The 25,425-nt window shown below is 59.5% G+C and carries 21 protein-coding genes; all 21 read right to left on the bottom strand.

From position 1 onward, the window contains the following. Positions 1–58 precede the first annotated feature (58 nt). The 21 genes from KGA97_RS01925 to KGA97_RS01825 all read right to left on the bottom strand — a co-directional run bounded on the left by KGA97_RS01925 (position 59) and on the right by KGA97_RS01825 (position 25,421). A complete protein-coding gene (locus KGA97_RS01925; protein ID WP_223480128.1) occupies positions 59–2,674 on the bottom strand; it encodes a T6SS phospholipase effector Tle1-like catalytic domain-containing protein in 2,616 nt (871 codons plus the stop codon). Next, positions 2,659–3,252 (bottom strand): DUF3304 domain-containing protein, encoded by a 594-nt coding sequence (locus KGA97_RS01920; RefSeq protein WP_411738415.1) that lies wholly within the window; start codon positions 3,250–3,252, stop codon positions 2,659–2,661. Before KGA97_RS01920 ends, KGA97_RS01925 begins: the two co-directional genes overlap by 16 nt. 124 nt (positions 3,253–3,376) lie before the next feature. Continuing rightward, a complete protein-coding gene (locus tag KGA97_RS01915; protein ID WP_317848234.1) occupies positions 3,377–3,829 on the bottom strand; it encodes a DUF3304 domain-containing protein in 453 nt (150 codons plus the stop codon). A gap of 110 nt (positions 3,830–3,939) precedes the next feature. After that, positions 3,940–4,746 carry a DUF4123 domain-containing protein gene (locus tag KGA97_RS01910; RefSeq protein WP_223480126.1) on the bottom strand — a complete coding sequence of 269 codons (807 nt, stop codon included), beginning with the start codon at positions 4,744–4,746 and terminating at the stop codon, positions 3,940–3,942. A gap of 11 nt (positions 4,747–4,757) precedes the next feature. Continuing rightward, complete coding sequence (gene tssI / locus KGA97_RS01905; protein WP_223480125.1) at positions 4,758–6,824, bottom strand: type VI secretion system tip protein TssI/VgrG; 2,067 nt, start codon at positions 6,822–6,824, stop codon at positions 4,758–4,760. Between the two features lie 28 nt (positions 6,825–6,852). Beyond that, entirely contained in the window at positions 6,853–7,854 is a 1,002-nt protein-coding gene (locus KGA97_RS01900; RefSeq protein ID WP_223434097.1) for a serine/threonine-protein kinase, read from the bottom strand. Then, positions 7,851–8,579, bottom strand: a complete 729-nt coding sequence (locus KGA97_RS01895) for a PP2C family protein-serine/threonine phosphatase (protein ID WP_008030650.1) — start codon at positions 8,577–8,579, stop codon at positions 7,851–7,853. The genes KGA97_RS01900 and KGA97_RS01895 overlap by 4 nt, the downstream gene beginning before the upstream one ends. Beyond that, entirely contained in the window at positions 8,579–12,118 is a 3,540-nt protein-coding gene (gene tssM / locus KGA97_RS01890) for a type VI secretion system membrane subunit TssM (RefSeq protein ID WP_008038087.1), read from the bottom strand. The genes KGA97_RS01895 and tssM overlap by 1 nt, the downstream gene beginning before the upstream one ends. Before the next feature lie 13 nt (positions 12,119–12,131). Then, on the bottom strand, positions 12,132–13,007 hold the full coding sequence (gene icmH / locus KGA97_RS01885) for a type IVB secretion system protein IcmH/DotU (RefSeq protein WP_223480124.1): 876 nt from the start codon (positions 13,005–13,007) through the stop codon (positions 12,132–12,134). Between the two features lie 5 nt (positions 13,008–13,012). After that, complete coding sequence (gene tssK, locus KGA97_RS01880; RefSeq protein WP_008030656.1) at positions 13,013–14,344, bottom strand: type VI secretion system baseplate subunit TssK; 1,332 nt, start codon at positions 14,342–14,344, stop codon at positions 13,013–13,015. Between the two features lie 2 nt (positions 14,345–14,346). Further along, positions 14,347–14,847: a type VI secretion system lipoprotein TssJ gene (gene tssJ / locus KGA97_RS01875; protein ID WP_008030657.1), complete on the bottom strand. Its 501-nt coding sequence runs from the start codon at positions 14,845–14,847 to the stop codon at positions 14,347–14,349. Positions 14,848–14,852: 5 nt separating this feature from the next. After that, positions 14,853–16,049 (bottom strand): type VI secretion system-associated FHA domain protein TagH, encoded by a 1,197-nt coding sequence (gene tagH, locus KGA97_RS01870; RefSeq protein WP_008030658.1) that lies wholly within the window; start codon positions 16,047–16,049, stop codon positions 14,853–14,855. 17 nt (positions 16,050–16,066) lie between these two features. Further along, a complete protein-coding gene (locus tag KGA97_RS01865; protein WP_008030659.1) occupies positions 16,067–16,207 on the bottom strand; it encodes a hypothetical protein in 141 nt (46 codons plus the stop codon). A gap of 93 nt (positions 16,208–16,300) precedes the next feature. Further along, positions 16,301–17,818, bottom strand: coding sequence for a sigma-54 interaction domain-containing protein (locus KGA97_RS01860; RefSeq protein WP_192420516.1), 1,518 nt, complete (start codon positions 17,816–17,818; stop codon positions 16,301–16,303). 10 nt (positions 17,819–17,828) lie between these two features. Further along, the gene (gene tssH, locus KGA97_RS01855) at positions 17,829–20,471 is read right to left on the bottom strand and encodes a type VI secretion system ATPase TssH (RefSeq protein ID WP_223480123.1); all 2,643 of its coding nucleotides are present in this window, start codon (positions 20,469–20,471) and stop codon (positions 17,829–17,831) included. 13 nt (positions 20,472–20,484) lie between these two features. Beyond that, positions 20,485–21,492, bottom strand: coding sequence for a type VI secretion system baseplate subunit TssG (tssG, locus tag KGA97_RS01850; protein ID WP_223434099.1), 1,008 nt, complete (start codon positions 21,490–21,492; stop codon positions 20,485–20,487). Then, a complete protein-coding gene (gene tssF, locus KGA97_RS01845) occupies positions 21,456–23,243 on the bottom strand; it encodes a type VI secretion system baseplate subunit TssF (protein WP_207284967.1) in 1,788 nt (595 codons plus the stop codon). The genes tssG and tssF overlap by 37 nt, the downstream gene beginning before the upstream one ends. 69 nt (positions 23,244–23,312) lie before the next feature. Next, positions 23,313–23,735 (bottom strand): hypothetical protein, encoded by a 423-nt coding sequence (locus KGA97_RS01840; protein WP_223480122.1) that lies wholly within the window; start codon positions 23,733–23,735, stop codon positions 23,313–23,315. Next, positions 23,732–24,004 (bottom strand): hypothetical protein, encoded by a 273-nt coding sequence (locus KGA97_RS01835; RefSeq protein ID WP_223480121.1) that lies wholly within the window; start codon positions 24,002–24,004, stop codon positions 23,732–23,734. The genes KGA97_RS01840 and KGA97_RS01835 overlap by 4 nt, the downstream gene beginning before the upstream one ends. A 41-nt stretch (positions 24,005–24,045) precedes the next feature. Then, on the bottom strand, positions 24,046–24,432 hold the full coding sequence (locus tag KGA97_RS01830; protein ID WP_223480120.1) for a hypothetical protein: 387 nt from the start codon (positions 24,430–24,432) through the stop codon (positions 24,046–24,048). Then, positions 24,429–25,421 carry a DUF6402 family protein gene (locus KGA97_RS01825; protein ID WP_223480119.1) on the bottom strand — a complete coding sequence of 331 codons (993 nt, stop codon included), beginning with the start codon at positions 25,419–25,421 and terminating at the stop codon, positions 24,429–24,431. Before KGA97_RS01825 ends, KGA97_RS01830 begins: the two co-directional genes overlap by 4 nt. Positions 25,422–25,425: the final 4 nt, after the last annotated feature.

Below are 25,425 nucleotides of genomic sequence, written 5' to 3'. Positions count from 1 at the left end.
AACTGGGCGCCACGCAAAAAGGGCGGCTCATCCGGAGCCGCCCTTTATCGTTTTGCAGTTACACCTTCTTTTCAGATGACTTCAGATTGCTGGCCTGATCAGCCACCAAGTCGAGCCAGCCACCGGGCTTGTCCTCTTCGTTCGCCGCATTCGCCAGCATACCGGCCAATGCACCCACGTCTTTCTTGCGAGCAGCTTCGACTGCTTCAAGCGCCTGATGGGCTACCAGGATTTTCTGCAGCGCCGGGGTGTTTGCGGTTGCTTCGGTCAGTGGTTTCAGCGGTGGCAAGGCTGCGACTTTGGCAACCAAATCACCCGGCGCCTTCGTGAAGGTCCGTAGAGAGTCCAGGTTATCGAGCATTGGTATTGCAATACCGGTAAGCGGATCGAACGCGCTGATCTCAGGCAAACCAACCTTCCCGGTAAGAATAGGACGAGCCACGTTCATGAGAGGGAGTGCCAGCAACATTCGCGGATCACGCTTTTTAATGCTCAAGCCAATACTGGCCACCGCGATACCGATACCGATGACGCGACCCGCTGTGGCAACCAAAGACAGTTGCTTGTTGGACTCGTTATCGAAATGCACCAGACGTATGCGGAAGTAATCCGTAAAGGGTTCGCGGGGACCAATGCCGGATGTGTTCATAAACCATGCGCGAGAGTCGTGAACCTGATCATCGAACAGTGCAACCAGGTCTTCCTGGCCCTGCCGTACTTTGTTTGGTGCGCTGAACATCTCCTTGTAACGCGCCGTGCCATTGTCGTACAGGTAGTTGTACTCCTCGGCCTCATCCTCCTCGTTGATCGCGTAGACCGTGCCGCCAACCAACATATCAATGATCGTGCTGCCGATTTTCCAGTCATCCAAAATGCCCCACTCTTTGAGGTAGTCATGGCGGAATTCGGCAGCAGCACCCAATAGTTGTACTTGGTCCAGGGGCGGATCGAAGGCTTTTTCCAGACGAATGTTGTCGACCTTTTCCTGGCCTCCGACAATCTGAACATTCAGTTGATATTCTTTTTCCTGCGCCTCGGTATACGTCGGCAGCGGCTGCCCTTGAGCGGCGGCAGCGGACTCAGCGGAGCGACGTGCATAGATCGCTTTCCATGCATCCTGTTGAGCCACGGGCATGTCTTTGTCGACGTTCGCAAAGAAACCACGCTGCGCCAGGCCACCGGCATAACGGTCGATGCGCCAGCCTGTAAGTAGTGCCTGCTCTCGTTTGATCATTTCTTCGAGGGTGCCGACTTTGACTTGAGACTGCCACGCGTTGAAGCGCTTGATCAGCTCGTCTGAAACGTTGAATTCGATCTCCGTATCAGGGGCCATAACACGCCAGATTTCATGAACGTCGGGTTGACGTGCCGGCTCGGGGACTTGCAAAGGTGCGCCTGCTTTAAAAGCTTCCGCGTATAGATGATGAAGCGGAATCTGCGATACCAAATAATCTGTACCCGGTAGTGCCTTACCCTGATTACCAGGTGAGTAACCGCCACCTACATCGGAGTGCACACCGGGGTACAAAAATTCTTCGGTTCCACTTCGATAACTGGATGCTTGTGTATCATCTCGTTGGCCCGCTGAGTTTTTGGGCCTGCGCCGAATAGAGTCCAAGGGAAAGCTGGCACGCTGCTCATGCGCCGATACCAAATGAACGCAACGTTTTAAAAAGTGACAGTCATCTGGCAAAGCAGTGCTCATGCACTTTTCTATAGCTTCATCAGGTAGGCGCATTGTGTCATCAGCCCAACCCATGTGGCCGGCGGCAAAGGGCATGCTATCCGCCATACCCACTGCCGCAACCGTGTCGCAGATGCCCAGAAATTCTATAGAAATAGGCAGTCCGGCAAAGCGGTATTCAGTTTGGCCATCGCTACCAGTGCAACGCGTCAATGTTTGCAGCCAATTGGCGAATGTCCGGGCTTGCGCGGCACCACGCGAAAATCCATACACATACAATCGCATAGCGAGAATATGAGGTTTAACTTCGGCATCGACGCGTTTTTTCAGCGCGTCTTCCAGTTTCTGAATCTCAGGTCGCATTGCTGCTTCGCGTTTTTTTTCTCCATTGGCCAAGAGACCACCGGTGAGCGCAGTCACTAGTCCAGTAGACATGGCATCTATCAGTCCGCGCATTTCAGGTACGCTGAGACCAGTCGATTCCAGTGTCTGCTTCAACGCATCGAGTAATCGAGTGAGTCCCCAGTTGATTCGGTTCTCACCCCCACTCGCAAACATAAGCCCACCATCGCTAGGCGTGTATTCGAGTATGTCAGGGAAAACCGTGCCTACTCCGGGGCTGTAGTAACGGAAATATCCTTGCTCCTGAGCTGAACTGATTCCGCCAATACTGGCATGGAACATTCGAGCAATATTGCTACGCGAGGACGGTGTCGATGCACCATCTGCCTGGTCATTGTTGTTGGTACCATCGAATGCAATGGTGATATGCAGGGACTTGCTGCAAGGTGGGCCGCTTTGAATATTGCCTTTAGCCTGCAACAACTTTCGCTGCTGATTTCCAAACGCGGCTTCATCGCGTTTTTGCAATTTAATATTTTTCGTTAACTGGCCTGGTTCTCTTGGCAATCGTCGAGCCAATGGAAAGTTGGGCGCAGCAAATGCGCTAGCAGGTTTAGGAGCACCTCCTGAATTCAAAAACTCGGACATACGGAGGACTCCTTCGAATTGAAATAAGCTCTATCTGGATAATCGGGGTGTTCCGGTGTATAGCACGTAGTAGAAACACGAACTTTATCGCAAGGCAGGAAATGAACCTGCAGCGCACAAAATTTATCGTCATATTTAGGGATATCAACGATTGCTTTGTGATGAGTGTAGTTAGCGGCATGACGACTGTAATCGCCAGACTCGATTTGACCGTATTTATCCCGTTTTATAGCTGCACGCGGGGCCGGATCACTTTCCCACTCAATAATGGCTTTTAATCCTGGATTCCAGCTTCGAGGTAGCGTGGTACAACAGGTTTGTGAACTTAACCCTCCTTGATACGGGCCTATATTGGGCCCTCCCGCGCCATTCACGGTAAATCGGTTGATGTTGCTAGATGTATGGTTATAGCCCGAGACCGGGGTGCCTAGCATCTCAGACTGTGCTTGACATGCACCTAAGTTCAACACACCAAAAAACAACAAAAAAACATTGGCCAATCGGTGGTTGTTAGAGAACCTAATGTTGGGTACACATTGAGCAATCAAGCTATAACCTCGATAGAAAAAACTTAGCATCAACGCCGTGAAAAATTGCAGACTGCTTTCCTTACTTATACACCTAGACATATATTTGGCCGCTCCATATTCATCGGACAATTAATTAAACATCCGGAAAACCGGGATTGATGCTTGTGCAGGGTCAAAGAATCAGACATGAAGTCAGCTCCTTAACCTGAAAATATGCTTTATCGGGATAGTTCGGATTTGAAGGCGTGTAGCAAGTTGTCGAAACCCGCACCTGATCACACGGTAAAAAATGAACCTGCAACGCGCAGACGCTTTCGCCGTATTGGGGAATATCAACAACCGCCCTGTGATACGAATACTTTTGTCTTTGTTCAGCCATGCGCTTCCTCCATGCGTCGGAGTAAGGACGCTCGCTCCAGGTACTGGAAGAACCGGGTTCAGGATCCTTCTGCCACTCGACGATTGCCTTCAGGCCCGGTGCCCAATGGCGAGGAAGCGCTCCACAGCAGACCTCACTGCCACCACCGTGGTGAGGCCCGATATTCGGACCACCAGCGCCATTCACAGTAAATCGGTTTATCGATGCGGACGTATGGTTGTAACCCGTCACCGGTGCCGCTAGCATTTTCGATGGAGCACTGCTGCAACCACTCAACATCACCACACTCCCTAACACCCACCCACGAACCAGCCAGGAAGAACTCATCCCCCCCAGCCCACGAGCAAGCCCCTCCATCAAATCAACGCCTTCGGCGGCTCATCAATCACAAACGGCGAGTTCTCCACCAGCCACTGTTCAATAAACGGTTCCCGCTCTTCCGGTTCCTTCAACCCCTTCTGATTCGCCGCGATCTGGCTGCGATACAAATGACGAATAAGGCTCTCATTACGACTCAAGCCGTAGTTCTGCGGCACGGCGCAGCGGTCGACGCGGTAGGCGTCGGCTTCGGTCCAGGCGAGCAGATTGGCGACTTGTGGGTGGTCGAACATGACGGGGCCGTTGGCCGGTGTGGGGGCGTGGCGGACGTAGTTGCCGGGCAGGCTTTGTGGGTGTTGGTCGCGGTCGAGCCAGTGCCAGGAGATGACGGCGGCGTGGAAGGCGTTGCTTTGTACCGGGGTCAGGGTTTCGGCGACGGGCAGCAGCATGCGCGGGTCGTAGTAGCGCAGCACGCCTTCGGAGCGGCCCTGGTTCCATTTTGCCTGGGTGTAGCCGCGCAGGTGTTCGGCCAGCGCATCGAACGCCCAAGGGCTGAACAGGGCGACGACGTGTTTGTTGCAGTCGACGGCGCTGATGAAGGTTTTCAGCCAGGCGCGTTGGGCCGTGTCGACGCGCAGCAGCAGCGGGCCGAAATCGGCGATGGCGACTTCCGGGGTGTTTTCAAACAGCTTGGCCAGTTTTGGCCCGTCGGGCTGCTCCGCCAGTTCTTGCAGCAGCGGGTAGTCGAGACTGGTGGCGTCGATCAACAGGTCGAGGTGCGACTGTTTCAGTTGCAGGGCGTTGACCCATAACTCATCCAGCCAGTGCACGTTGCTTGTGTACATGAAGTCGTCCTTTATCGTGCGGCCAAGGCCTGGGCGTTACGTTTGGCCCGGGCCAGGCATTCCTTGCAAACCGGGGGCGGCGCCATCGGTGCGTTGCCGAGAGCCTGAGGCGGCACTGCGCCGGCGATGTCCTTGTCCGCTGCGCCCGGCAGTATCGGCGGTTTGATGCCGATTCCGGTCCCCGAGCCCGCCGATCCACCGGCATTGATCTTCACGATCGGTCCGACCACGGTCACGCCGCCGGCATCCAGTTTGATGAAGCTGCCACCGCCCTTGATGGTCAGTTCCGAGCCGGCCTCGATGACGATTTTCGCCCCAGCCTTCAGATGAATCTCTTTCCCGGCGCTGGTCAGTTGAGCGGTGCCGAGCTTCACATGCTGGTTCTGCCCAACCGTCAGGTGATCATCCACCCGCGTTTCAACCTTGCGATCAGCAATCGTGGTGCGATGTTCTTCAGCCTTCAGCTCGGTGTAGGTGTTCTTCACCACCGTGTCGTGCCGCTCATTGCCGACGCGAATCTTCTGGTCGTGCTCGATGTTTTCATCCCAATCCCGCTGGGCATGAATGAAGATCTGCTCGGCGCCTTTCTTGTCTTCAATCCGCAATTCATTGAACCCGCCACCACCCGGTGAGCTGAGGGTTTTGAACACGCTGCGCGTCTTGTTCGCCGGCAGGTCGTAGGGAACCTGGTTTTCCTTGTGGTACAGGCAACCAGTCACCAACGGTTGATCGGGATCGCCTTCGAGGAAGGTGACGAGGACTTCCATGCCGATGCGCGGGATGACGATGGCGCCGTAGCGGTCGCCGGCCCAGCTTGAGGAGACGCGCATCCAGCAGCTGGTTTTGTCGTCGGCCTGGCCTTCGCGGTCCCAGTGAAATTGCACTTTGATGCGGCCGTACTGGTCGCAGTGGATTTCTTCGCCGGCGGGGCCGGTGACTTTGGCGGTCTGGCTGCCGAGTACTCGCGGTTTCGGGTGTTGCAGTGCCGGGCGGTAGAACACGGCCCATGGGGTGGCGAGGAAGCGGTTGCGATAGCCCTGGTGGAAGTCGTCTTTGTTGTCGGTGGTGTCGCTGGTCACGGACTCTTCGAGGACTTGCGGCTGTTTGCCTTCGTGGACGATTTCGGTGAGCAGCCAGAGGTCGTTCCACTCGGTGCGTGGGTGGTCGGACATTTCCAGAAAGTGGCCGCTGATCAGTCGGGTCTGGTCGCCGTGGCCTTCGGCTTGCTGGTAGTCGGCGCGGTGGCGTTCGAGGATGCGCTGGCTGAGGAATTTGCCGCGCGCGCGGTCGAGGAAGCGGCCGGGGTAGTCGTAGTCTTCCAGGTCCGGCTCGTCGCTCTGAACATCGGGCTTGTAGGCAGCTTCGAGTTGCAGTCGTGGTTTTTCGAAATCGTAGTCGCGGCGCGTGGTGCGGCTGGTGCGGGTTTCCAGGCGCAGTTTGAAGCCTTTGATCACCGGTTCGTCGGCGACCATGCCGCTGCCTTGCACGTACGCGGTTGGCTGGCCGAGTTTGGGGAATACGGTCTGGTCGTCGCCGAACACCAGCAGGTGAGCTTTGGCGCTGTGCTGGAAGTGGTAGTGAATGCCTTCCTCTTCGCACAGGCGCTGGACGAAGTGCAGGTCGGTTTCGTCGTACTGCACGCAGTAGTCGCGGTCCGGGCATGGCTGGCTGAGCTGGAAGTTGTAGGCGTTGCCCTTGATGCCGTGTTCTTCGAGGATCAGCGCGATGATTTTTGGCGCGGACATCTGCTGGTAGATGCGCTGGTTGGTGCGGTGATGCAGGTATTGCAGGTGCGGCACCAGGGAGACTTTGTAGCGGGTCAGGCGCTTGCCGGCATCGCCTTGGGCGACGCGGTAGATCTGGCCGTGGATGCCGCTGCCCTGCGGATCGAACGCCAGGAATGCCTGTTTGTGCAGGAGTTTTTCCAGGTCCAGATCGGGGTTTTCACTGACCAGTTCCAGGTCAAAGCGATACGGCTGGCTGATGCCTTCGGTGCCGGTGAACGACAGCACTTGCAGGTCGCCGACGTAGTCTTCGACAGTCAGGCTGAAGTGCGTTTCGTTAGCTGGGTTGAACATTGCTTGCTCCCTGTTCGGTAGTCATCCGTTACGCCCGAAGTCGCAGACGTTGCAGCAAAGACGAAGTGGCGCCCATGGCGTCACGCAGTTGTGCGGCGGTGATCGTTCGATCGGCCGCATCGAATGCCAGCGCCGTTCGCAGGGCTGGCCAGCAGTGTTTCGGTAGATTTTTCGGGGCGTGCAGCTCGCGCTCCAGGTGTTCGTCACGGGCCTGGGTCGAGGGCAAGCGGCGGAACGGGTGTTTGCCGCCTGCCAATTCGTAAAGCACGCAGGCCACGCCGTAGACGTCGGCGCTGGCGGACAGCGGCTGGCCTTCGAGCAGTTCCGGTGCGGCGTAGCCTGGGGTCCAGGCGTTGAAGCGGTCGCGGCTCAAGTGTGGCAGGCCTGGAAGGATACCCTCCTCGGCCTGGCCCAGACCGAAGTCGAACAGGCGCACGCCTTCTTCGCTGAGCATCACGTTGCTCGGCTTCATGTCGCCGTGCAGCACGCCGCGCGCGTGGGCGTAGGCCAGTGCGTCGAGCAGCGGCAGCGCGATGTCGCGCAGTTCGTTCCACGGCAGGCCGAGCGGTCGCTCGCAGAGCAGTTTGTCCAGGGTCAGCCCACGCATGAGTTCCATGGTGATGAAGGCACGCTGGCAATCGGTGTCCACTTCAAAGGTGTGCGGGCGCAGCACGTTGTTGTGGCGCAGGCGTCGGGTCAGGGCGAACTCGCTGTAGAGCAAGGCGCTGGCGTCCGGCGATTCGGCAAATTCTTCGCTGAGGATTTTCAGCGCGATGTAAGGGTCGGGATCGCCGAACTGTTCGCTCAGCAAGTCCCGTGCACGGTAAACCGCGCCCATGCCGCCGGCACCGAGCAGGCGCTCGATGCGGTAACGCCCTGCCAGCACGTCCGGCAGTTCACCGACGCTGGCCCGTGTCGGCGCCAACGCGGGCTCAGCTTGATGCGACTTGGCAAACGCAAAGTAAGTCAGGTTATTGGCTTGCTCTTCGCTCATCAGCAGGTCGTCGAGCGGCGGCATGAGTTGGGTCATTGGCGGATCACCACGGCCGTCAGGTTGTCCCGGGCCGAGCCACGCAGCGCGCCATCGAACAGACGCTCAAGCGCGACATGCGGCGCGGTCAGGCTCAGGGCGCTACCCAAGGCATCGCTGCTCAGCCCGTTGTACAAACCATCGCTGCACAACAGAAACGCATCACCGGGGTAAACCTCGAGTTCGAGCACGTCCAGCGTCAGCTGCTCGGCCGCCCCGACCGCACGGGTCAAGGCATGCGCGGCGGGATGCGCGCTGGCGTCTTCGACGCTCATCTGTTGCTCGTCGATGAGTTGCTGTTGCAGCGAATGGTCCTTGGACAGCTGATACAAACGCTGGCCGCGCCACAGGTAACAACGGCTGTCGCCAGCCCAGATGCAGGCCGCGCGATTGCCTTCCACCAGCAGCGCCACGACGGTGCTGCCCATGATGCTGTCGTGGCGCCCGGCGGTGACGGTCAACTCCTGACCCAAGCGGCGGTTCAGCCAGTGCAGGCACTGGCGAATGCCTTTGAGTCGTTCGTCGAAGTCATCCTGCGCCGGCAATTCCGCCAGGCTGGCGACGATCAACTGGCTGGCAACGTCGCCGCCCTGATGACCGCCCATGCCGTCCGCGACCACCCACAGCCCCTGCTGCGGGCAGTCGAGAAAAGCATCTTCGTTGCGCGCCCGAACCTTGCCGGCATCGGTGCGCGCAGCGCTGCGCCAGGAACTGGCAACCAGCATCAGAGCTGCACCGGCATGCGGAAGGTGCGCAGCACGCCCATGTCGAACGGGTTCGGCGTGCGCTGGCTGGTCAGCAAGTAGTTGGCGCGCAGGCCACCGACGTCCGCCTTCAGCACCAGCACGTCACGACCGCTGAGGTACTCAGTCTGCATCAGGTCGAACAGGCGGAACAGCGACCACGGGCCGGAGTTCTTCTCAATGCCTATCGGGCGGCCCGCCATCTTGTCCATCACCAGGCTGGTGCGCCCGTCTTCAGCGTCAGTCGGCCATTTGAACGACACCGGCACAATCGGGCCGTGACGGTACTCGATGGTCTTGTCGCCGAACTTGAACTCGGAACGGCTGACAGCCGGGTCGAGGGTGTACGGCTCCAGTTTGAACTGCACTTGCGGTTCCGCCGGGTTGATCGAGAAGAAGCTCTGGCGGATCACTTGGGCCGCGGCCATCTGGTCGAGGTAGACCTTGGAGATCGGCATGCTGTGACCGTCAATGCTGCGCAGACGGTAGTTGCCCGGATCGCCACTCACGAACGGACGCATGTAGGTATCAAAGAAGCGATCGGCAATGCCCTGCGCCTTGAAGAACTCGCGGAAGTCGCTGATCGCCACGTCGCTGGTGCTGTGGGCGCTGAACGGGTAGCGCTTGTTGATCGCCTTGCCGTAGAAGCTGTACAGCTCGCTTTGATAACGCTGGTTCAGGTACTGGTAGGAATCGTTGAGCACTAGACGCCAGGTGTCTTCGGCCAGCACGTTGAACCACACGCTGACCGGGCGCGGCAGACGGTTCGAGGCATTGCGCAGGTTGCTCAGCGCATCACGCTGGCCGCTCATGCGGGTCTTGGCCATTTCGAACGCGGCCTGCTCCGGCGCACTGGCGCGGGCGAGGCTCGACAGCTGCATTTGCAGGTCGTTGAGCGCCGTCAGCGCCGGAGTCAAATCAGCGGCCGGGCCGTTGTTGTCATCCAGCAAACGGTGCAGCGGTTCGAAGCGGCGTTGCAGGGATTTCTTCGCGGTGTCCGGCAGGTTTTTGATCGCGGCCATGTCCGAGGCTTTGTCCGCGGCGGCAGACGCCAGTTTGCCCAGCTTGCCCAACTTGCCTTTCTGCTCGCCCAGTGCTGCAGCGGCATCAGCCGCTTGATCAACCGCCTCGGCTTCTGCCGGGAACCGGGTGTTCTCGCGCACTTCCACCAGCAGTTGCAGCACCGGCGAGTTGGCCGAGGTCAGGCCCGCCAGTTGCTCGGCGCCCTCACTGAAATCGCTTATCGGAGGCAGTGCAACCTGGCCCACGGCTTCGCTCCAGAAGTTGGCGTAGTCGCGGAAATACAGCTGCTCCAGTTCGACCATCAGGCGACGCAAGTCCATGCCGCTGATGCCCGAACCTTCGCCCAGCACCCAGTTGTCACGCAGGATGTCGGTGACCAGCGCACTGCCCTGCACCGAGAAATACTGCTGATAACCCTGCTGGGTGTAGAAGCCCGGGATCACGTAATCGGTGCCGACAAACAGCGCGCCTTGCGGGCCCAGGTGTTGGCTCAAACGGTATTCCGGCAGGTCTCGGGCCTGCTCGCGCAGCATCCGGTAAACCACGTTGGCCAGCGACTCGCTGCGCAGTACCTGACGCGCCTGAGCCACCAGTTGATCGTTCAGCGGGTAGATAAACGGAAGCTTGAGCAAGCGCTCGAAGTGCGTGTTCAGGCCGTTCTGCACCGCCGTGTTGCCGGCGTAACGCAGGGACCAGTCAGTCGCGACCCAATCCTTGAGCCACACCGCATCGCGGCGATCTTTCATGTTCAGCATCAGGTACGCGCGCAAGCTGTTGAGCAGGCGTTCGCGGTCCTTCATGTTGGCGCGGATCTGCCCTTCCAGCAGGGTCGCGACCTTCGGCAGCAATTGCTTTTCGAGCTCGCGCTCGTAAGCCGCCTTGACCACCGGGTTGACGTCTTCGCCCTGATACAGACCGCCACGCTCGTGGTAACCCACATCGCCCTTTTTCGGGAACACCTGGGTCGCTGCGTAGCTGGTGTCGAGGGTCTTCAGTACCGCCATCGAATCATCACGTGCGGTCAAGGCCGAGCGCTGTTGCGTCCAGGTTTGTGCCAGGTTGCGCAGGTTTTCCAGGCGCTCATAGTTGGCCGAGAAACCGCTCGCCCACAGCAGGCCGAACAGGCCCAACGCCGCCAACGCACCGACGTACAACGCACGCTGGCCCCAATGGATGCGGCTGCGTTCGCGCTTGTCCAGACCGGCCAGATCGGCCTCAGGGAAAATCACCCGGCTGAGCAAATGGTGAATGAACCGCGAACGGCCGCTGCGCAGGGTTGGCAATACGCCGGAATTGATCCCCAGATTGGCGCCGATGCCGGCGGTGGTCTGGTCCATTTCCTGGGTCAGGTGCGGTGCGCTGGTCAGGTAGAAACCGCGCAACTGGCTGACACGCTGATAACGGTTGCCGGTGAACGCCATGTCGACGAACAGGCACAGGCGCTCGCCGATCTGCCCCAGTTGATGCGGGAAGTCGAGGATGCGGCCACGGCGCTGGGTGTCGCGCTCCTGGTGCATGCGCATGATCACTTGGCTGTTCAGGCGACGCAGCAGCTCTTCGAACTCGGCGCGCAGCACGGTGACGTCGGTGCCGCTCTGCTCTTTGCGGAAGCTGGTGCCGAGCACCTGATCGCTTTCTTCGCGGGTCAGCTGGTCGAAGAACTCGTCGAAACCGAGCAACTGGTCAGCCTTGCTGAGGACCAGATAGATCGGCACATCGACGTGCAGTTTCTGATGCACGTCTTGCAGGCGCGCACGCACCTGACGCGCCAGCGTCTCCAGATCCTGCTCGTTAGCGCCCAGCAGCAATTCCACGGGAATGGTCACCAGCACGCCGTTCAACGGACGGTTGCGACGACGCTTGCGCAGCAGGTCGAGCAAAGTGCTCCAGGCGCTGCCATCGACTTCGGCATCCGCCTGGGTCAGGTAACGACCGGCGGTGTCGATCAGCACACCGTGGTCGGCGAAATACCAGTCGCAATGACGAGTGCCGAGGGTATCGCGGGTCAGTTTGCGGTCGATCTTGTTGATCGGAAACTCAAGGCCCGAGAAGTCCAGCAGGCTGGTCTTTCCGCTGCCCTGCGGGCCGATCAGCAAGTACCACGGCAAATCACTGCGCCAGCGTTCGCTGCGGCCGCGATAGAGGCTCGAGGTCTTCAGGGTTTTCAGGGCGTCCTTGAAACGCTCCTTCAACTCCTTCTGCTCTTCGTCGATCAACTCTTCACGGCGGATACGATCCTGACCATCCTCAGTCTCTTCGACCGCTTTTTTGCGCACACCGGCGCGCCAGCTGACGAAGACCATGGTCAGGCCCCAGATCAGGAACAGCACACTGATGGTCAGCAGGCGGGAGGTCGAACCTTCCCAGAACTTGTAGTCATCGACGGCCAACAGCGGCCCGACAAACCAGACCAGCAGCGCGACGAACAGCACCAGCAGCAAGGTCCAGACCCAGGTCTGGCGCACGAACGCGCCGACTTTCTTGAAAAACTTTTTCATCACACGTCCCTGTTTACGGCTGCGACAGCGGCTGGGCCGCGGCGGAATCCAGCGGCTGATAAGGTTGCAGAACGGTGTCGCGCTGCTCGCCCAAGACCCAGGCGAACCCCGAATACATCACCACCAGGCAGACCACGGTGAACAGCACCACCATCCACGCCGGCACGATGCGCACCAGGCTGCGACGCTGGTCGTTCAAGCCTTCCCAATGCGGCGACAGTTCACGCGGCACGTCGCCGCGCAGCTGACGAATCTGCCGATACAAGGCGTCGCGGATGCCTTCGAGTTCGAGCATGCCGCGCGCTTGCACGCGGTACTTGCCTTCGAAACCGAGGGACAGGCACAGGTACATCAGCTCCAGCATTGGCAGGTGCTTGACCGGGTTTTTCGACAGGCGATCCAGCAACTGGAAGAACTTCTCGCCACCGAAGGTTTCGTTGTGGAAGCTGCTGAGCAGGCTCATCTGCGACCACTCGCTTTCGTTGCCCCACGGCGTGGTCACGACGGCTTCATCGACCACGGTGCAGAGCACGTAACGCGCAGCCATCACCTGGCTGCTTTCGGCGCCGTTGTGCAGCGCGCGCACTTCAAACAGTTTCAGCCCGGCGGTCAGGCGCTCGTTGAGCGCGTACATGTCTTCGCGGCTTTCGCTGTGCTTGAGGCGAACCACTTCCGACAACAGGTCGGAACCGGCGGCCACCAGCGAATTGAGGCTGATGTTGAAGGTCTCTGCCGGGCGCAGGCGCGCGGCGTAGATCATCCGCTCTTCGAGTTGTTCGAAACGCGGCGGTGCAGCGAAGTCGGTCAGCGGACTTTGCGCCGGGCCGTGGCCCTGGCGGTCGAGCAAGACGGTTTTATCGTCCTGATGGTGTTCCATGTCCTTGATCATGTCGGTCAGTTCCTGATGGCCCAGAATTTCAATTCAAGCTCGGCGAATTCGCCGGACACGTGGAACGCGAAGCCGCCGGAGCGCTCCAGTTGTGCCAGGTCTTCGGAACTGAGTTCGAGAATGAAATAGGTTTTGTTGGAGTGGAACGCGATCTGCCGTGGGGCCACCGGCAACGGTTTGACCTTGATGCCCGGCAGGTGAAGGTTGACCAGTTGGCGGATGCGCTCCACCGGGCCGACCTTGAGGTGCGCCGGCAAGCGGTGGCGCAGTTCTTCGGAATCGCAGTTGGCACTGGCCGCGAGCACGAACGACGCCGAGCCCAGCAGTTTGTGGTCGTGCAACGGCGAGACGATGATCCCGTACTGACGTGCTTGCAGCACCAGTTCGATGGCGTGCTGTTCGAGCACCATCGACAGCACCTGACGAATCGCTTCCATCAGTTTGCGAAAGCTCGCGCCCTGATCGCTGTGCTGGTAACGGCTGTCCAGACGCGGGCGTTTGCTATCGCTGGAGAAGGTCGCCAGATCACCGAGCATGGTCAGCAGCGTGCGGTACAACTCTTCCGGGTGAACCTGTTCCAGACCGAGGTAGTGACGCAGCAGTAGCTCGGTGCGGTTGATCAGTTGCAGCATCATGAAGTCGCCGACTTCCGCGCCACCGACCTTGCCGTTGGAGCGAATGCGCTCGGCGATGGTGTCGCCCCGGTGACCGAGCATGCTGATCACTTCTTTCAGGCACGACAGCAAGTAGCTGGAGGAATGCGCCTGAATGTAGGTCGGCACGAAATCCGGATCGAGGCTGATCACGCCGTCGGGCGTGGTGTCGAGCACGTCGCAGATCTTCAGCTTCACGTAGGCCTGATCGCTCTGCTGCTCGCCGAGCAACAGTTTGAAGTCCGGGCGGCCGCAGCTGACCTGGCTGGCGGAATCGTCGCCGGCGTTGGAGTCGGCCACTTCCGCTTCGTACGCGGTGTAGCGCGCCAGCACGTCGGATTGCTCCGGGCGGCGCGACTCGATGTGGTTACCGGTGACCAGCGGCAGCGCCAGGTAAATCGGCGTGTTGCCGGTGTTCGGCGGCACGTCCAGCGCCAGTGGCTCGGTGTTGCCGCCGAGTTCGAACAGGCTGCCGTCCGGCAGAATCCCCGAGGCCTGGCTGATCACCAGTTTGCCCATGTTGAGGAACTGCAAATCGATGTCGAGATTGAGGAAACCCCAGGTGTAACTGCCCAGCAACTGGGTGCGGGTTTTCATCTGGTGGTCGTAGTAGCGATCGTTGTGCTGGAAGTGCTGCGGACGCAGCAGCATGCCTTCCTGCCAAATGACTTTATGGGAATTCATGATCAGTCATCCGCCTTGGCGAGCTTTTCGTTGCTGTTGCGAATACCGGCCTGGTCGAGGGTCAGGTCAGCCTCGGTGACTTCCAGCGGGGTGACTTGCACCGTGTAGCGCCATTTGGTTTCCGGCAGGTCGCGGTAGGCCGCGAGGATCCCGACGTAACGGCTGCCCTCCTCCACGCTGAGTTTCAGCTCGATGGTTTCGCCCGGGCGCAGTTCGAGTTCTTCGCTGGCCACCAGGTCTGGGGCCAGGGATTCCTTGGCGCGCTCGTACAGGCTGAAGAAGTCGGCGTTCTCGAATGTCACCGGGTGCTTGAGCTCGAACAGACGCACGACAACCGGCGACGGGCGCCCGTTGAGGTCCGGGTTCAGCTGATCGCTGCCGGTGAGCTTCAGGTTGACCTTGGTCACTTTGGAATACGGCGACAGCGACGAACAACCGGCCAGCAGCACCAGCACCGCGAACGCAGTCAGCATCTTGAAAAAAGCGGTCGAGCAGCGAGACATGCGCATCATCCTTGGTGGTCGGTGTGAAGGGTGGAAATCAGGCGGATCTGTTCTTCGTAGGCCTGAGCGAAGTCGCGGGCCAGCAGGCGCTCGCTCCAGTCATCGTCCTGACGCAGGGCCTGGTGATAACGACCGTACGCTCTCCAGCGGCTGCCGGAAGTGGCCAGCAACGGCTTGTTGTCGCGCTCGAAACGCAGGGTCAGTTGCTGCGGCGAGAAGTGCTCCAGGGTGCCGCGAACGGCGGCGCGGCTGGCGGTCAGCAAGGCCACCTGATGCGCCTGCAAATCGCGGAACGCGCGGGAGATCGACTGCTCGGCCGGCAACTGGCCCGGCTTGTTCGGCTGCAACAGAATGCCCAGCGCTTCACCGGCATCGACGGCGAATTTCAGCGGGTTTTTGTTCGTACCTTGCACGGTGGTCTGGGCCAGACGCAGTTCGTTTTTCAGTTCGCTGCGGGTGCGCAGGCTCTGCTGCAAACCGCCGACGCTTTGCTTGAGCAGGCGTGCCGCGTTCAGCGCCAGGGCTTCGCGGGCGTCGTGGTCGAGGCCTTTGAGGTCCACGCCCAGCGCTGCACCGAAGTGCTCCCAGAAACCTTCGCTCTGGCGCTCAGGCGCTTTTGCGACAGGGCTTGGTGCGGGTTCGGCGGGGGCGTTGATCAACTCCGGCACCATCAGGCTTTCCATGTCGATGCGCGCATAGTCGGCGCGCTGACGGGTGTCCTCGATGGTGGTGCTCGGGGTGATCAGCTCTTCGATTTCCGAGTACACGCGCTCTTGCTGATCAAGGGCGTTCAGCGGATCGAGGTCAAGGAACGCGTCATCCGGGATGATGCTGCCCGCTGCTTGTGGGCGACCGACTTCGACGTCGAAGGTCGCCGGGTCACGCACCAGCCGCGCACGGATCTCGAAATCACCCAGCACGTAGGTGCTGCCATGCTCGATGCGCATCGGTTCGCCCTTGCGCAGGCGTGCGCCGCTCCCGCCATCCTGGACACCGTTGCTGCTGGTGTCGGTCAGGAAGAACGTCCCTTCGCGAAAGCTGATGTCCACATGGTGATTGGACAGGTGACGCTTGCGGTCCGGGATGATCCAGTCGCAATCCTCGCCCCGGCCAATCACGCCGCCGGCCTGCTTGAAGGTCTTCTGGCACAGCTCCGTGGGCACGAACTGCTTGGTGTTCAGCATTTCGAAAACCAATTCCATGGTGATACTCCTTGCGGTCACTTGCCGCGATTGACCGCCTGCGGATCACCCAATGGGCGATAGGTGTTGTCGTTGAATTTGTAATTGCCGCTGCAGCCGCCAAGGCCGCATAGAACGACGAGGGTCAGCAGGACGGCTTGCCAGTGACGAACAGACATCAGAGGGTCTCCAGGGGTAGACAAAGCACAAAGCGCCGGCCCGTTCGGGCGGCGCTATCAGAAGCGAATGAGGTGAAATCGACGGTCATTTGCCTAGCCATCGAAGTCACCGAGATTGATGTTCAGGCGCCCGAGGCGGTACAGCAGCGTGCGACGCGGCAGCCCAAGTTCGCGGGCCGCGAGGGTCTGGTTGCCGTCGTTTTTGCGCAGACAATCGAGCAGCAGGCTGCGTTCGACCTGCTCCAGGCGTTCACGCAGGTTCAGGCTGTTGTCTTCCGGCACGGCTTCCATGCGCAGGGAGAAATGCTCGGCCAGCAACTCGCCGCCCTCGCACAGCAACACCGCGCGCTCGACCAGGCCTTTGAGTTCGCGCACGTTGCCGGGGAACGCATAACCGGACAGGTGATCCAGCGCCGCGTCGGACCAACGCACCGCATCGCGCTGCAAGAACGAGCAGGCCTTGTCGGCGAAGTGCCGGGCGAGATCAAGGATGTCGCCTTCACGTTGACGCAGGGCCGGCAGTTCAATCGGGAATTGCGCGAGGCGGTAGTACAAGTCCTCGCGGAATTTGCCTTCACTCACCAGCACCGACAAATCCCGGTGCGTCGCGGCGATGATGCGCACGTCGATCTTGTGGGTGTCGTTGGAGCCCAGCGGGCGGATCTCGCCCTCCTGCAACACGCGCAGCAACTTGGCTTGCAGCGACAGCGGCATGTCGCCGATTTCATCGAGCAACAAGGTGCCGCCATTGGCCGCGTCGAACAGCCCGGCGCGGTCGCGATCCGCGCCGGTGAAGGCGCCTTTGCGGTAGCCGAACAGTTCGCTTTCCAGCAGGTTCTCGGGGAACGCCGCGCAGTTCTGCACGATGAACGCCTGGGAACGGCGCGGGCCGCAGTCGTGAATGGCGCGTGCGACCACTTCCTTGCCGGTGCCGGTCTCGCCGCGCAGCAGCACGGTGTACGGGCTGTGCAGGACTTTGCTGATCAGCGAATAGGTTTCGCGCATGGCCTTGCTCTTGCCGATCAAGCCGTAACCACTGGCGCTCGGGACGCTGGCCTTCAATGGCCGTGCATCACCGACTGGCTGACGCAGACGTTGCAGCAGATGCAGTTGGCCGAGCACAAACGAACCCAGTTGCCCGAGGGAATCGGCAAAGCCTTGCAGGTCCATGTGCCGGCGACTGGCGCACAGCAGCAAACCTTCGACCGCTTTCTGCTGGTTGACCAGCGGCACGCACAGCAGCGACTGCCACGGCGTGGCCTGCGGCGGCAGGAAGCTGGTTTCGTGCAGGCTGCCGCTCAGTTCGCCGAGGCTCACCACGCGGTTCTGGCACAGGGCGAATTGCAGCAGTTGTTCACCGTTGTAATCCGCCGGCAGGCTCGCCGACTCGCGTGGTTGCAGAATGCCGTTCAGGCATTCGGCGTTCATCCCCAGGCACGTGTGGGTCGCGTCCAGCAGGTACAACTGTGTCAGCTCGCAGCCGCTGAGTTCCGCCACCCCGCGCACGAAGTCACCCAGCAGCGCAGCGCCGTCCGCCGCGCGCGACAGGCTGGCGAACTGCGCCAGCAACGCTTCGGCATACACCAGCGGTTGCGGCACTTGAGTGAACATCACACCCACCTCAGGCGAACTCGCAGGTCACGCTGGCGCCGCCGTCGAGCGTCGCGTGGACGCGCTTGAGGCTTTCACCGGTGGCCATCGCGTCGAGCAAGCGGTCGGCCACTAGCGGCAGTACGTGCAGGTCCAGCAAGTGGTCGATCAGACGCGCGCCGCTGTCGCTTTGGGTGCAGCGTTCGGCCAAGTGATCGACGAGGTCTTGCGAGTAGCTGAAATCCAGCTGACGACGGTTCAGGCGTTCGCCCAGACGACCGAGTTTGATTTCGATCAGCTCGCGCAGCACCGGGCCGCCGACCGGGTAGTAAGGCACCACGCGCATCCGCGCCAGCAGCGCCGGTTTGAAGTGTTTGCTGAGCACCGGGCGAATGGTTTCTTCCAGCACTTCGGCGGTTGGACGTGCGCCGTTTTCGCAAAGGTCGCTGATGCGGTCACTGCCCAGGTTCGAAGTCATGAGGATCAGCGTGTTACGGAAGTCGATCTCGCGACCTTCGCCGTCGTTGGCCACGCCTTTGTCGAAGATTTGGTAGAACAGGTTGAGCACGTCCGGGTCAGCCTTTTCGACTTCATCGAGCAGCACAACGGAGTACGGCTTCTGCCGCACGGCTTCGGTGAGCATGCCGCCCTCGCCGTAGCCGACGTAGCCCGGCGGCGCACCGATAAGGCGCGACACGGTGTGCTTCTCCTGGAACTCGGACATGTTGATGGTGGTGATGAAACGATCACCGCCGTACAGCAAATCGGCGAGGGCCAGCGCGGTTTCGGTCTTGCCGACACCGCTCGGGCCGACCAGCAGGAACACGCCCACCGGTGCATCCGGTTTGTTCAGGCCGGCAGCGGTGGCGCGCATCGAGCGGTCCAGTGCGTGAACGGCTTGTTCCTGACCACGGATGCGGGTACGCAGGTCGGTGGCGAAACTGGCGACCTTGGCATTGTGCTCACGGGCCAGTTGCGCCAATGGCACACCGGTCCAGGCGCTGATGACTTCGGCGACCAGACGTGGGCAGACTTCGAAACTGACCAGGCGTTCTTTGACCTGAGCATCGGTCAGGGCTTTGTGAGTTTCGTTGAGCGCGGTTTCGAGGGACGCGACGTCATTCATCGTTTCGAGGGTTTCGATCACGGTGCCTTCGGCGTCTTCTTCAACCGTGACGGTCGGCTCGACGGCAGCAGCCTCGCGAGCCTTGGCCAGTTGCTGGCGCAGATCCAACAGGCGCTCGGCCAGTTCTTTCTGCTCGGTCCACAGCGTTTCGAGAGCGACCATTTCGTCTTCGGCGGCAGCCAGGCGATCTTCCAAGGCATCCAGCGCTTCGTGATCAATCAACAAACCGGCCTCGGCATCACGACGCAGCGCCTGACGCTGACGGCCCCCTTCAGCCAGCTCGCCACGCAGACGCTCAAGGCTTTCCGGTGCGGCGGCGAGGCTGATGCGAACGCGGGCGCAGGCGGTGTCGAGCACATCGACGGCCTTGTCCGGCAGTTGACGGCCGGCGAGGTAACGGGCGGACAATTCCGCCGCCGCCACCACCGCGTCGTCGCGCAGGTAGATGCCGTGGCTCTTCTCGTAGACCTGCGCCAAACCACGGAGGATGGTCACCGCTTCGCTGACGGTCGGTTCGTGCAGTTGCACCGGCTGGAAACGACGGGCCAGGGCCGGGTCTTTTTCGAAGTACTTCTTGTACTCCGCCCACGTGGTGGCGGCGATGGTGCGCAACTCGCCACGGGCCAAGGCTGGTTTGAGCAGGTTGGCCGCATCGGAACCACCGGCATTGCCGCCCGCGCCGATCAACGTGTGGGCTTCGTCAATGAACAGGATGATCGGCTTCGGCGAGGCTTTGACTTCGTCGATCACGCCTTTGAGGCGACGCTCGAATTCACCTTTGACGCTGGCGCCGGCCTGCAACAGGCCCATGTCCAGCGACAGCAGCTCGACGCCTTTCAACACTTGCGGCACTTCACCGGCGGCAATGCGCGAGGCCAGGCCTTCGACAATCGCGGTTTTACCAACACCAGCTTCGCCGACCACAATCGGGTTGTTTTTGCGGCGACGGGCGAGGATGTCGACCATCTGCCGGATCGCGCCATCGCGGCACAGCACCGGGTCGAGTTTGCCGTCGCGGGCCTGTTGGGTCAGGTTGTGGGTGAAGCGCTGCAGCAGTGATTCGCCCGGTACGGCAGGCTTACCGGTGGCCGGTTGCTCTTTCTGCGACAGGGCAAATTCTTTCAGGCGCTCAATGTTCAGCTTGGCCAGCAACGACTGGTAGCGGCTGCCGGCGTAGCGCATCGGGTTGCGCAGCAGCGCGAGGATCAACGCGGCTTGCTCGACCTGGCTCTGGCCCAGTTCAAGGTTGGCCACCAGCAACGCGTCTTGCAGCCACTGCACCAGTTCCGGGGCGAACACCGGATTGCGCGAGGCGCTGTGCTCGACCCGCGATTGCAGCGCGGCGCTCAGCTCGCCGGCATCCACTTCGGCGTCTTGCAACGCGCGTGCGAGCAGGCCTTGCGGGCGCTCCAGCAGGCCCAGCAGCAAGTCTTCGACGAGGATCTTGCTGCCGCCACGGGCGACGCAACGCTCGGCAGAACTTTCCAGATCACGACGGGTTTCGGCGTCCAGCGCCTGGATAAGTTGTTGCAGGTCTACGTTGATCATTGGTCATCTGTCCTTAATGAATTTTGCTGCCCAGGGTCACCACGCCGTCCGCTTTTTCGCGGCCCAGCCAACTGGTCCATCCCAGGCGACAGGCGTTCTGCTCACCGATGCGCAGTTCGCGGATTTCTTCCTGGCGCAACACCAGGCGAATGTCGTAGTCGAGCGGGTCACGCAGGGTGAACCGCACCAGCGCGCACAACGGCTGGTAGCCGAAACCGATTGGCAGGAACTCGTGAAAGCGTTGCCAGTCGAGTTCGCGGATGTGAATGCGGAATTTGCCGCTGCGGTCGCGCACGTGTTCGCCCAGCACCAGGTCTTCGCCGAGCAGGCTGTTGGCGCGACCCAGACGGTTGCGCTGCTCGTCGAGAATTTCCACGCGGCGCTCGATGCATTGCTCGATGGTCAGCTCGGCGTGCTTGAAGTAGTAACGCAGCACCGCTTCGATCAGCGCCGCCGAGTGCGCCCGCAAGCTGAGCAAACCGAGGTACGGCAGCAGACGTTTCCAGTTCAGTTCCTGGGCCTTGCGGATCTCTTCGCCGCCAAGGCCGATCAAGGCAAACAGCTGCGCCGAGAACGGGTCGAGCGCGCCGCTCTGGAAGCTGGCGCGGTAGCGGTATTTGCGCCAGATCGGCAGCATCAGCCGTTGCAGGCGATGGTGAAACAGGTCGAGAAAATTGCGGGTCGGGTTGCCGTCTTCGCTGTCGCCCAGCGCCTGTTCGCCGTAGAACGCCGGCAGCGGCGAACCGGAACCGACCAGGCCGATCAGGTTGAACCGCAGGCGCGCACGCATGTGCCCGTGCTCATTGAAAAACTCCACGCGATCAACGTCGCTGCCAGGGAAACCCAGGCTCGGGTTGGCCTGGAACTCCAGCTGGTCGTACAGGTCGTCTTCGCTCAGGTGCGGGTGGGCCTCGCGCAGCCGGTCAATCACCAGCAGCACGGCCTGAAACAGCGAGTACTCGCGTATTCCTCGGGTCAGTCCGCTTAAAGAAGCGGCTGCAGGCCCATACGTGGTGTCCATTGGTACACCTCTCCCTGTGTGCTTTTTACCCGCAGCTCGTGGTACGAATTGAGACTGGCGTAAAGCGCGAAAAACTCGTTGAGAACCGAAGCGAAAACGAACAGATCGCCCTCGCCGATATACCCTTCCGGGTCGATGGTCAGCTCGGTGCGCAACCCGCGAACCGGCAACCCTCTGTGCAACCGGTCGACGTGGTGGTGCTTGATCGACTTGAGCCCGCCGAGCAGGCGCTTGCTGACTTTTTCCGCGTGTTGGTCGTAGTAGCGCGGCAAGTCGTAGGTTTCGAGAATCACCTTCAACGCATTGACGTCGGCCAGGGACAAATAGTTAAGCGACATGTTGCTGATCAACTTCCAGAGGAAGTCGCGGTTCAGCGGCGGCGCGAAACTCGACGTGGCCGGGGTGATGTTGCGGAAGCTCAAAAACTCCGGCGTCTCTTCGCAGGCCATGCAGATGTCGCCGAGCTTGAGCTTGCGCGGCAGGTTCTGGTTGGTGCACATCAGCTCGATCGACAGGGTTTCGTGGGCTTCGGTGTGGCGGATGCCGAAGCTCAGGTAGGTGTCGAGGCCGTCGTGCAGCAAGGAGGAACGCTGGCGAATGCTGTAATGGGGACGGCTGTTGGGCACGTCGAAACTCGGGTCGTGCTCGAAGGATTCGAACGGCACGTACTCCTGATAACCGAGGCCGCCGGGCTTCCAGCCGGTCACGGTTTCCACCGAGAACACGCCGCAATTTTGCAGATCGAATTCGGCGGGCAGCAGCAGGTATTCGTCCTGCTTGCCGTCGAGGCGGATCGGCAAGGCGTCGTGCTTGAACAGGTTGACGATGGGCGTGCAGTAGAGCTTCACGTTATCCAGCGTCGGACGCATGCGCATGATGCCGCTCTTGCGAATGTCGAAGCGCAATTCGAGGCCGCGCATCTGCTTGAGCGTGTCTTCCGGCAAGGCTTTGAGCAGGTCCAGACCGTTGATATCAACGAAGAGGAATTTGTCCTGGAAGGCGAAGTATTCCTGCAAGTAGCGGTAGCCGCGGAAGGTGTTCAGCGGATACGGGATCAACGCTTCTTCTTCGGCAAAACCCACCGGTTGCACACGGTCGCCAGGCATCTTGAACGCCATCGGCGTGCCGTTGACACCGTTGATGGGCTTACCGGCGCCGTCCAGCGGGATCAACTCGATGCCTTCCAGATTGCGCAGCAGGCTCAGGTACAGCATCTGGCTGATGTAGCGCTCACCGGCGAAGTGCAGACGCAGGCGGCTCAGTTCCAACTCACCGAGATGACCGTCAGCACTCATCTCCAAACGCAGGCTCAACAGCGAACCGTCGCCCTTCACCGAGTAATTCAGCGCGGCCAGATCCAGCGGCAACACCTCGGTTGGGTAGCAGGTGCGGAAGCGGCAACGCACGTCATCGATTGGCACGCTCTCGATCGGCGTGTCGCGCTCGACCATCAGCGCCGGACCCGAGCGTTTCAACGGGTCGAACTGCAAAATGCTGAACGCCGGCAGCGGCCGCATGTAGTTGGGCCACAGCAGGTGCATCAGGGAATGGCTGAGCTCCGGCAGCTCGTCGTCGAGCTTCTGACGCAGGCGGCCGGTCAGGAACGCAAAACCCTCCAGCAACCGCTCCACGTCTGGATCTCGGCCGGCCTGCCCGAGAAAAGGCGCCAACGCCGGGCTACGCTCGGCGAATCGACGACCTAACTGGCGAAGTGCGGTGAGTTCGCTTTGGTAGTAGTGGTTAAAGGACACGGGGTACCTTCCTGGTGGTGGATCTCATGAAAAAACTGTCCTGTGGATTTCGCTCGACGCTCGACCTGATCATTGGATGGCACCTGCAAGTCGGCTCGGCTGATTACGATCAGCGATGTTTCGCAATGACCAACGCAACTCGATGACTTGAGTAGCGAGAATCGCCAGCAGCGTGGCACTGCCTTGGGCCACGCCGTAAAACAAAGCTCTAAGCGGATTCTCTGGCAGCATCCAGAGCAAGATGAAGCCCACCATCAGACACAAGATCACAAGCTTGGCGATGAGGCTCGGAATCAACGCAGCGAACAGATTGACGCCCAGAAAAATATAAAACAGCGCGTAACTGGCCATGCCGATCGCAACACCGTGTGATGTGAAACCGCCATTCAGATTCTTGTAAGCATGCACAACCGCGTCATTCAAAAACGCGTAGGCCACACATCCGAAGGCATGGACAAACAGACACATGGCGAGACGGGCGTAGTTACTCATGCGGGCCTCAGATTCCCGTACCACGTACCAACGCCATGGATAACTACAACAACCGCCAGAACGAAAAGCGTTAGAACGCGGTGCAGGCGCGATTCCCGAGCAGTGCGATTCAGGGCCGTCACGAGCAATGCCAGGCTCAACAAGGCCAGACAGCCGAAAAGATCACTGTCGGCAACGACAGCCAAGTAGCCTTCAATTTCATATGCCCGGTACATGTCGATCAATTTTCCATGTGGGTATAAAGGTGTATTGTTAACATCAATTGCCATTCACACTTAATTAAAAGCTGGACAGCCCTTAACCTCAAAGATCAGCGACATTCTGGAACTATCCAACTTTCCCAACCTTCGGAGCCTGGATACACAATCATCTCACCACGAAACTCTGGAGCGACGCCGGCATTTCCTTCACTCATCCAGAGATACCATTCCGACGTTTTCAATAACTCATCATTCTTTGTGTAAACACGATAAAAATACGGACTACTGAAATACTTAAATATACGATCAGCCACTACGCCCAGAAACTTATAATCTGGTACATACGTACCGATGAAACATTCGCCCGAATCATTCCAATCCTTGTGCAAAGGCTTAGCAGCCCATGAGCTCTGCACCTTCAACCCAAGAAGGACGAATACCGGTAAAAGCATAAACAATGAGAGAATGATCACTCGTTTTCTAGGAGCAGCTCTCATGGCGCAACCTTAGGCTTGATTGACCGTTGCGAAAACTCGGAAAAATCTACAGAAGTAAAACGATGATGAATTGCTACGGGTATTTTTTTAACAGTTGAATACACAAACAGATCGCCACCCTTACCAAACTTATTACGATAGTTATTGTAACTATCATTGGTAACTTTGAAATAAACTTTCCCGTCAGTCTCGTAGGTTTCCGGCGCAGTGAAGAATGCAAAAACACTAGGTTTAACAACGCCAGTGTGGTTCCAGTACCCTAATAGCTGATCAGAGCCATCCTCATTCAAAAACTCATACGTATCACGCACATAACATCCAATCTCTTCAATTTGCAGTGTGGCCGCCATTCTTTTGGTCTTGGGCGTAGTAGTGAATTTTGTAACTGCAAACTTAATTACAAACCCCCCTAAAGTCCCGTACACATCATCTAGAGGATTATTCTTTTTTTCCGACGTCGATATCCCAATGGACTTGAAGTTATATTGCGTAGCGGTTTCCAGCATCCTCGCACTCAATGCACTGTAATCATGAATTCCCCCTACAAGATCCTGGTTTGCCTCATCGAGAATCCCAAGTTTTCTCATACACGTCATAAACTGCAAAAGACCTGGCGCCAGTTGCGTCAAACCTTTTTGACGACCGATAAGTTCATTGTATTGACTGGGATTTGTCGCCTTGGCGATAAGCCCTTTGATGAGTTCACCCGTGTGGGGTGAAGCAGTCGTGAGCCAATCAAAATTCAGATCATCGAACAGCTTCTCCTGGGTAATCTTGTCAACGGCCAGACGCCCCCGTTTTTCGTTTGAAGACATCACAAAAGGCGCACCGTCAAACCACCGCTGCATGAGCCGGGCGCTTTCCTTCCAGCCCATCTTCGTCATCACACCTGGAATATCCGTGATCTGGAACTCTTCCACAGTCGCCTCCACTGGCTTCTTGTCAGAAGAAGGAGTGAGTTGAGCTGTTACGGGGGCTGGTGCAGACATGTGA

It is taken from the genome of Pseudomonas sp. BF-B-15 (assembly GCF_019946675.1).
Lineage (GTDB): Bacteria > Pseudomonadota > Gammaproteobacteria > Pseudomonadales > Pseudomonadaceae > Aquipseudomonas > Aquipseudomonas migulae.
Note: the sequence above shows the minus strand (reverse complement) of the source record. Positions and strands in the feature narration are given on the sequence as shown.

Excerpts from the sequence above, each read along its gene's own strand:
- KGA97_RS01830 (WP_223480120.1), bottom strand. The coding sequence starts at position 24,432 with ATGAGAGCTGCTCCTAGAAAACGAGTGATCATTCTCTCATTGTTTATG.
- KGA97_RS01835 (WP_223480121.1), bottom strand. The coding sequence starts at position 24,004 with ATGGCAATTGATGTTAACAATACACCTTTATACCCACATGGAAAATTG.
- tagH (WP_008030658.1), bottom strand. The coding sequence starts at position 16,049 with ATGGAATTGGTTTTCGAAATGCTGAACACCAAGCAGTTCGTGCCCACG.
- KGA97_RS01910 (WP_223480126.1), bottom strand. The coding sequence starts at position 4,746 with ATGTACACAAGCAACGTGCACTGGCTGGATGAGTTATGGGTCAACGCC.
- KGA97_RS01895 (WP_008030650.1), bottom strand. The coding sequence starts at position 8,579 with ATGCTGGTTGCCAGTTCCTGGCGCAGCGCTGCGCGCACCGATGCCGGC.
- tssK (WP_008030656.1), bottom strand. The coding sequence starts at position 14,344 with ATGAATTCCCATAAAGTCATTTGGCAGGAAGGCATGCTGCTGCGTCCG.
- KGA97_RS01825 (WP_223480119.1), bottom strand. The coding sequence starts at position 25,421 with ATGTCTGCACCAGCCCCCGTAACAGCTCAACTCACTCCTTCTTCTGAC.
- KGA97_RS01840 (WP_223480122.1), bottom strand. The coding sequence starts at position 23,735 with ATGAGTAACTACGCCCGTCTCGCCATGTGTCTGTTTGTCCATGCCTTC.
- KGA97_RS01915 (WP_317848234.1), bottom strand. The coding sequence starts at position 3,829 with ATGCTAGCGGCACCGGTGACGGGTTACAACCATACGTCCGCATCGATA.
- KGA97_RS01865 (WP_008030659.1), bottom strand. The coding sequence starts at position 16,207 with ATGTCTGTTCGTCACTGGCAAGCCGTCCTGCTGACCCTCGTCGTTCTA.
- tssJ (WP_008030657.1), bottom strand. The coding sequence starts at position 14,847 with ATGTCTCGCTGCTCGACCGCTTTTTTCAAGATGCTGACTGCGTTCGCG.
- tssG (WP_223434099.1), bottom strand. The coding sequence starts at position 21,492 with ATGGACACCACGTATGGGCCTGCAGCCGCTTCTTTAAGCGGACTGACC.
- tssI (WP_223480125.1), bottom strand. The coding sequence starts at position 6,824 with ATGTTCAACCCAGCTAACGAAACGCACTTCAGCCTGACTGTCGAAGAC.
- KGA97_RS01920 (WP_411738415.1), bottom strand. The coding sequence starts at position 3,252 with ATGCTAAGTTTTTTCTATCGAGGTTATAGCTTGATTGCTCAATGTGTA.
- icmH (WP_223480124.1), bottom strand. The coding sequence starts at position 13,007 with ATGATCAAGGACATGGAACACCATCAGGACGATAAAACCGTCTTGCTC.
- KGA97_RS01900 (WP_223434097.1), bottom strand. The coding sequence starts at position 7,854 with ATGACCCAACTCATGCCGCCGCTCGACGACCTGCTGATGAGCGAAGAG.
- tssH (WP_223480123.1), bottom strand. The coding sequence starts at position 20,471 with ATGATCAACGTAGACCTGCAACAACTTATCCAGGCGCTGGACGCCGAA.
- KGA97_RS01925 (WP_223480128.1), bottom strand. The coding sequence starts at position 2,674 with ATGTCCGAGTTTTTGAATTCAGGAGGTGCTCCTAAACCTGCTAGCGCA.
- KGA97_RS01860 (WP_192420516.1), bottom strand. The coding sequence starts at position 17,818 with ATGTTCACTCAAGTGCCGCAACCGCTGGTGTATGCCGAAGCGTTGCTG.
- tssM (WP_008038087.1), bottom strand. The coding sequence starts at position 12,118 with ATGAAAAAGTTTTTCAAGAAAGTCGGCGCGTTCGTGCGCCAGACCTGG.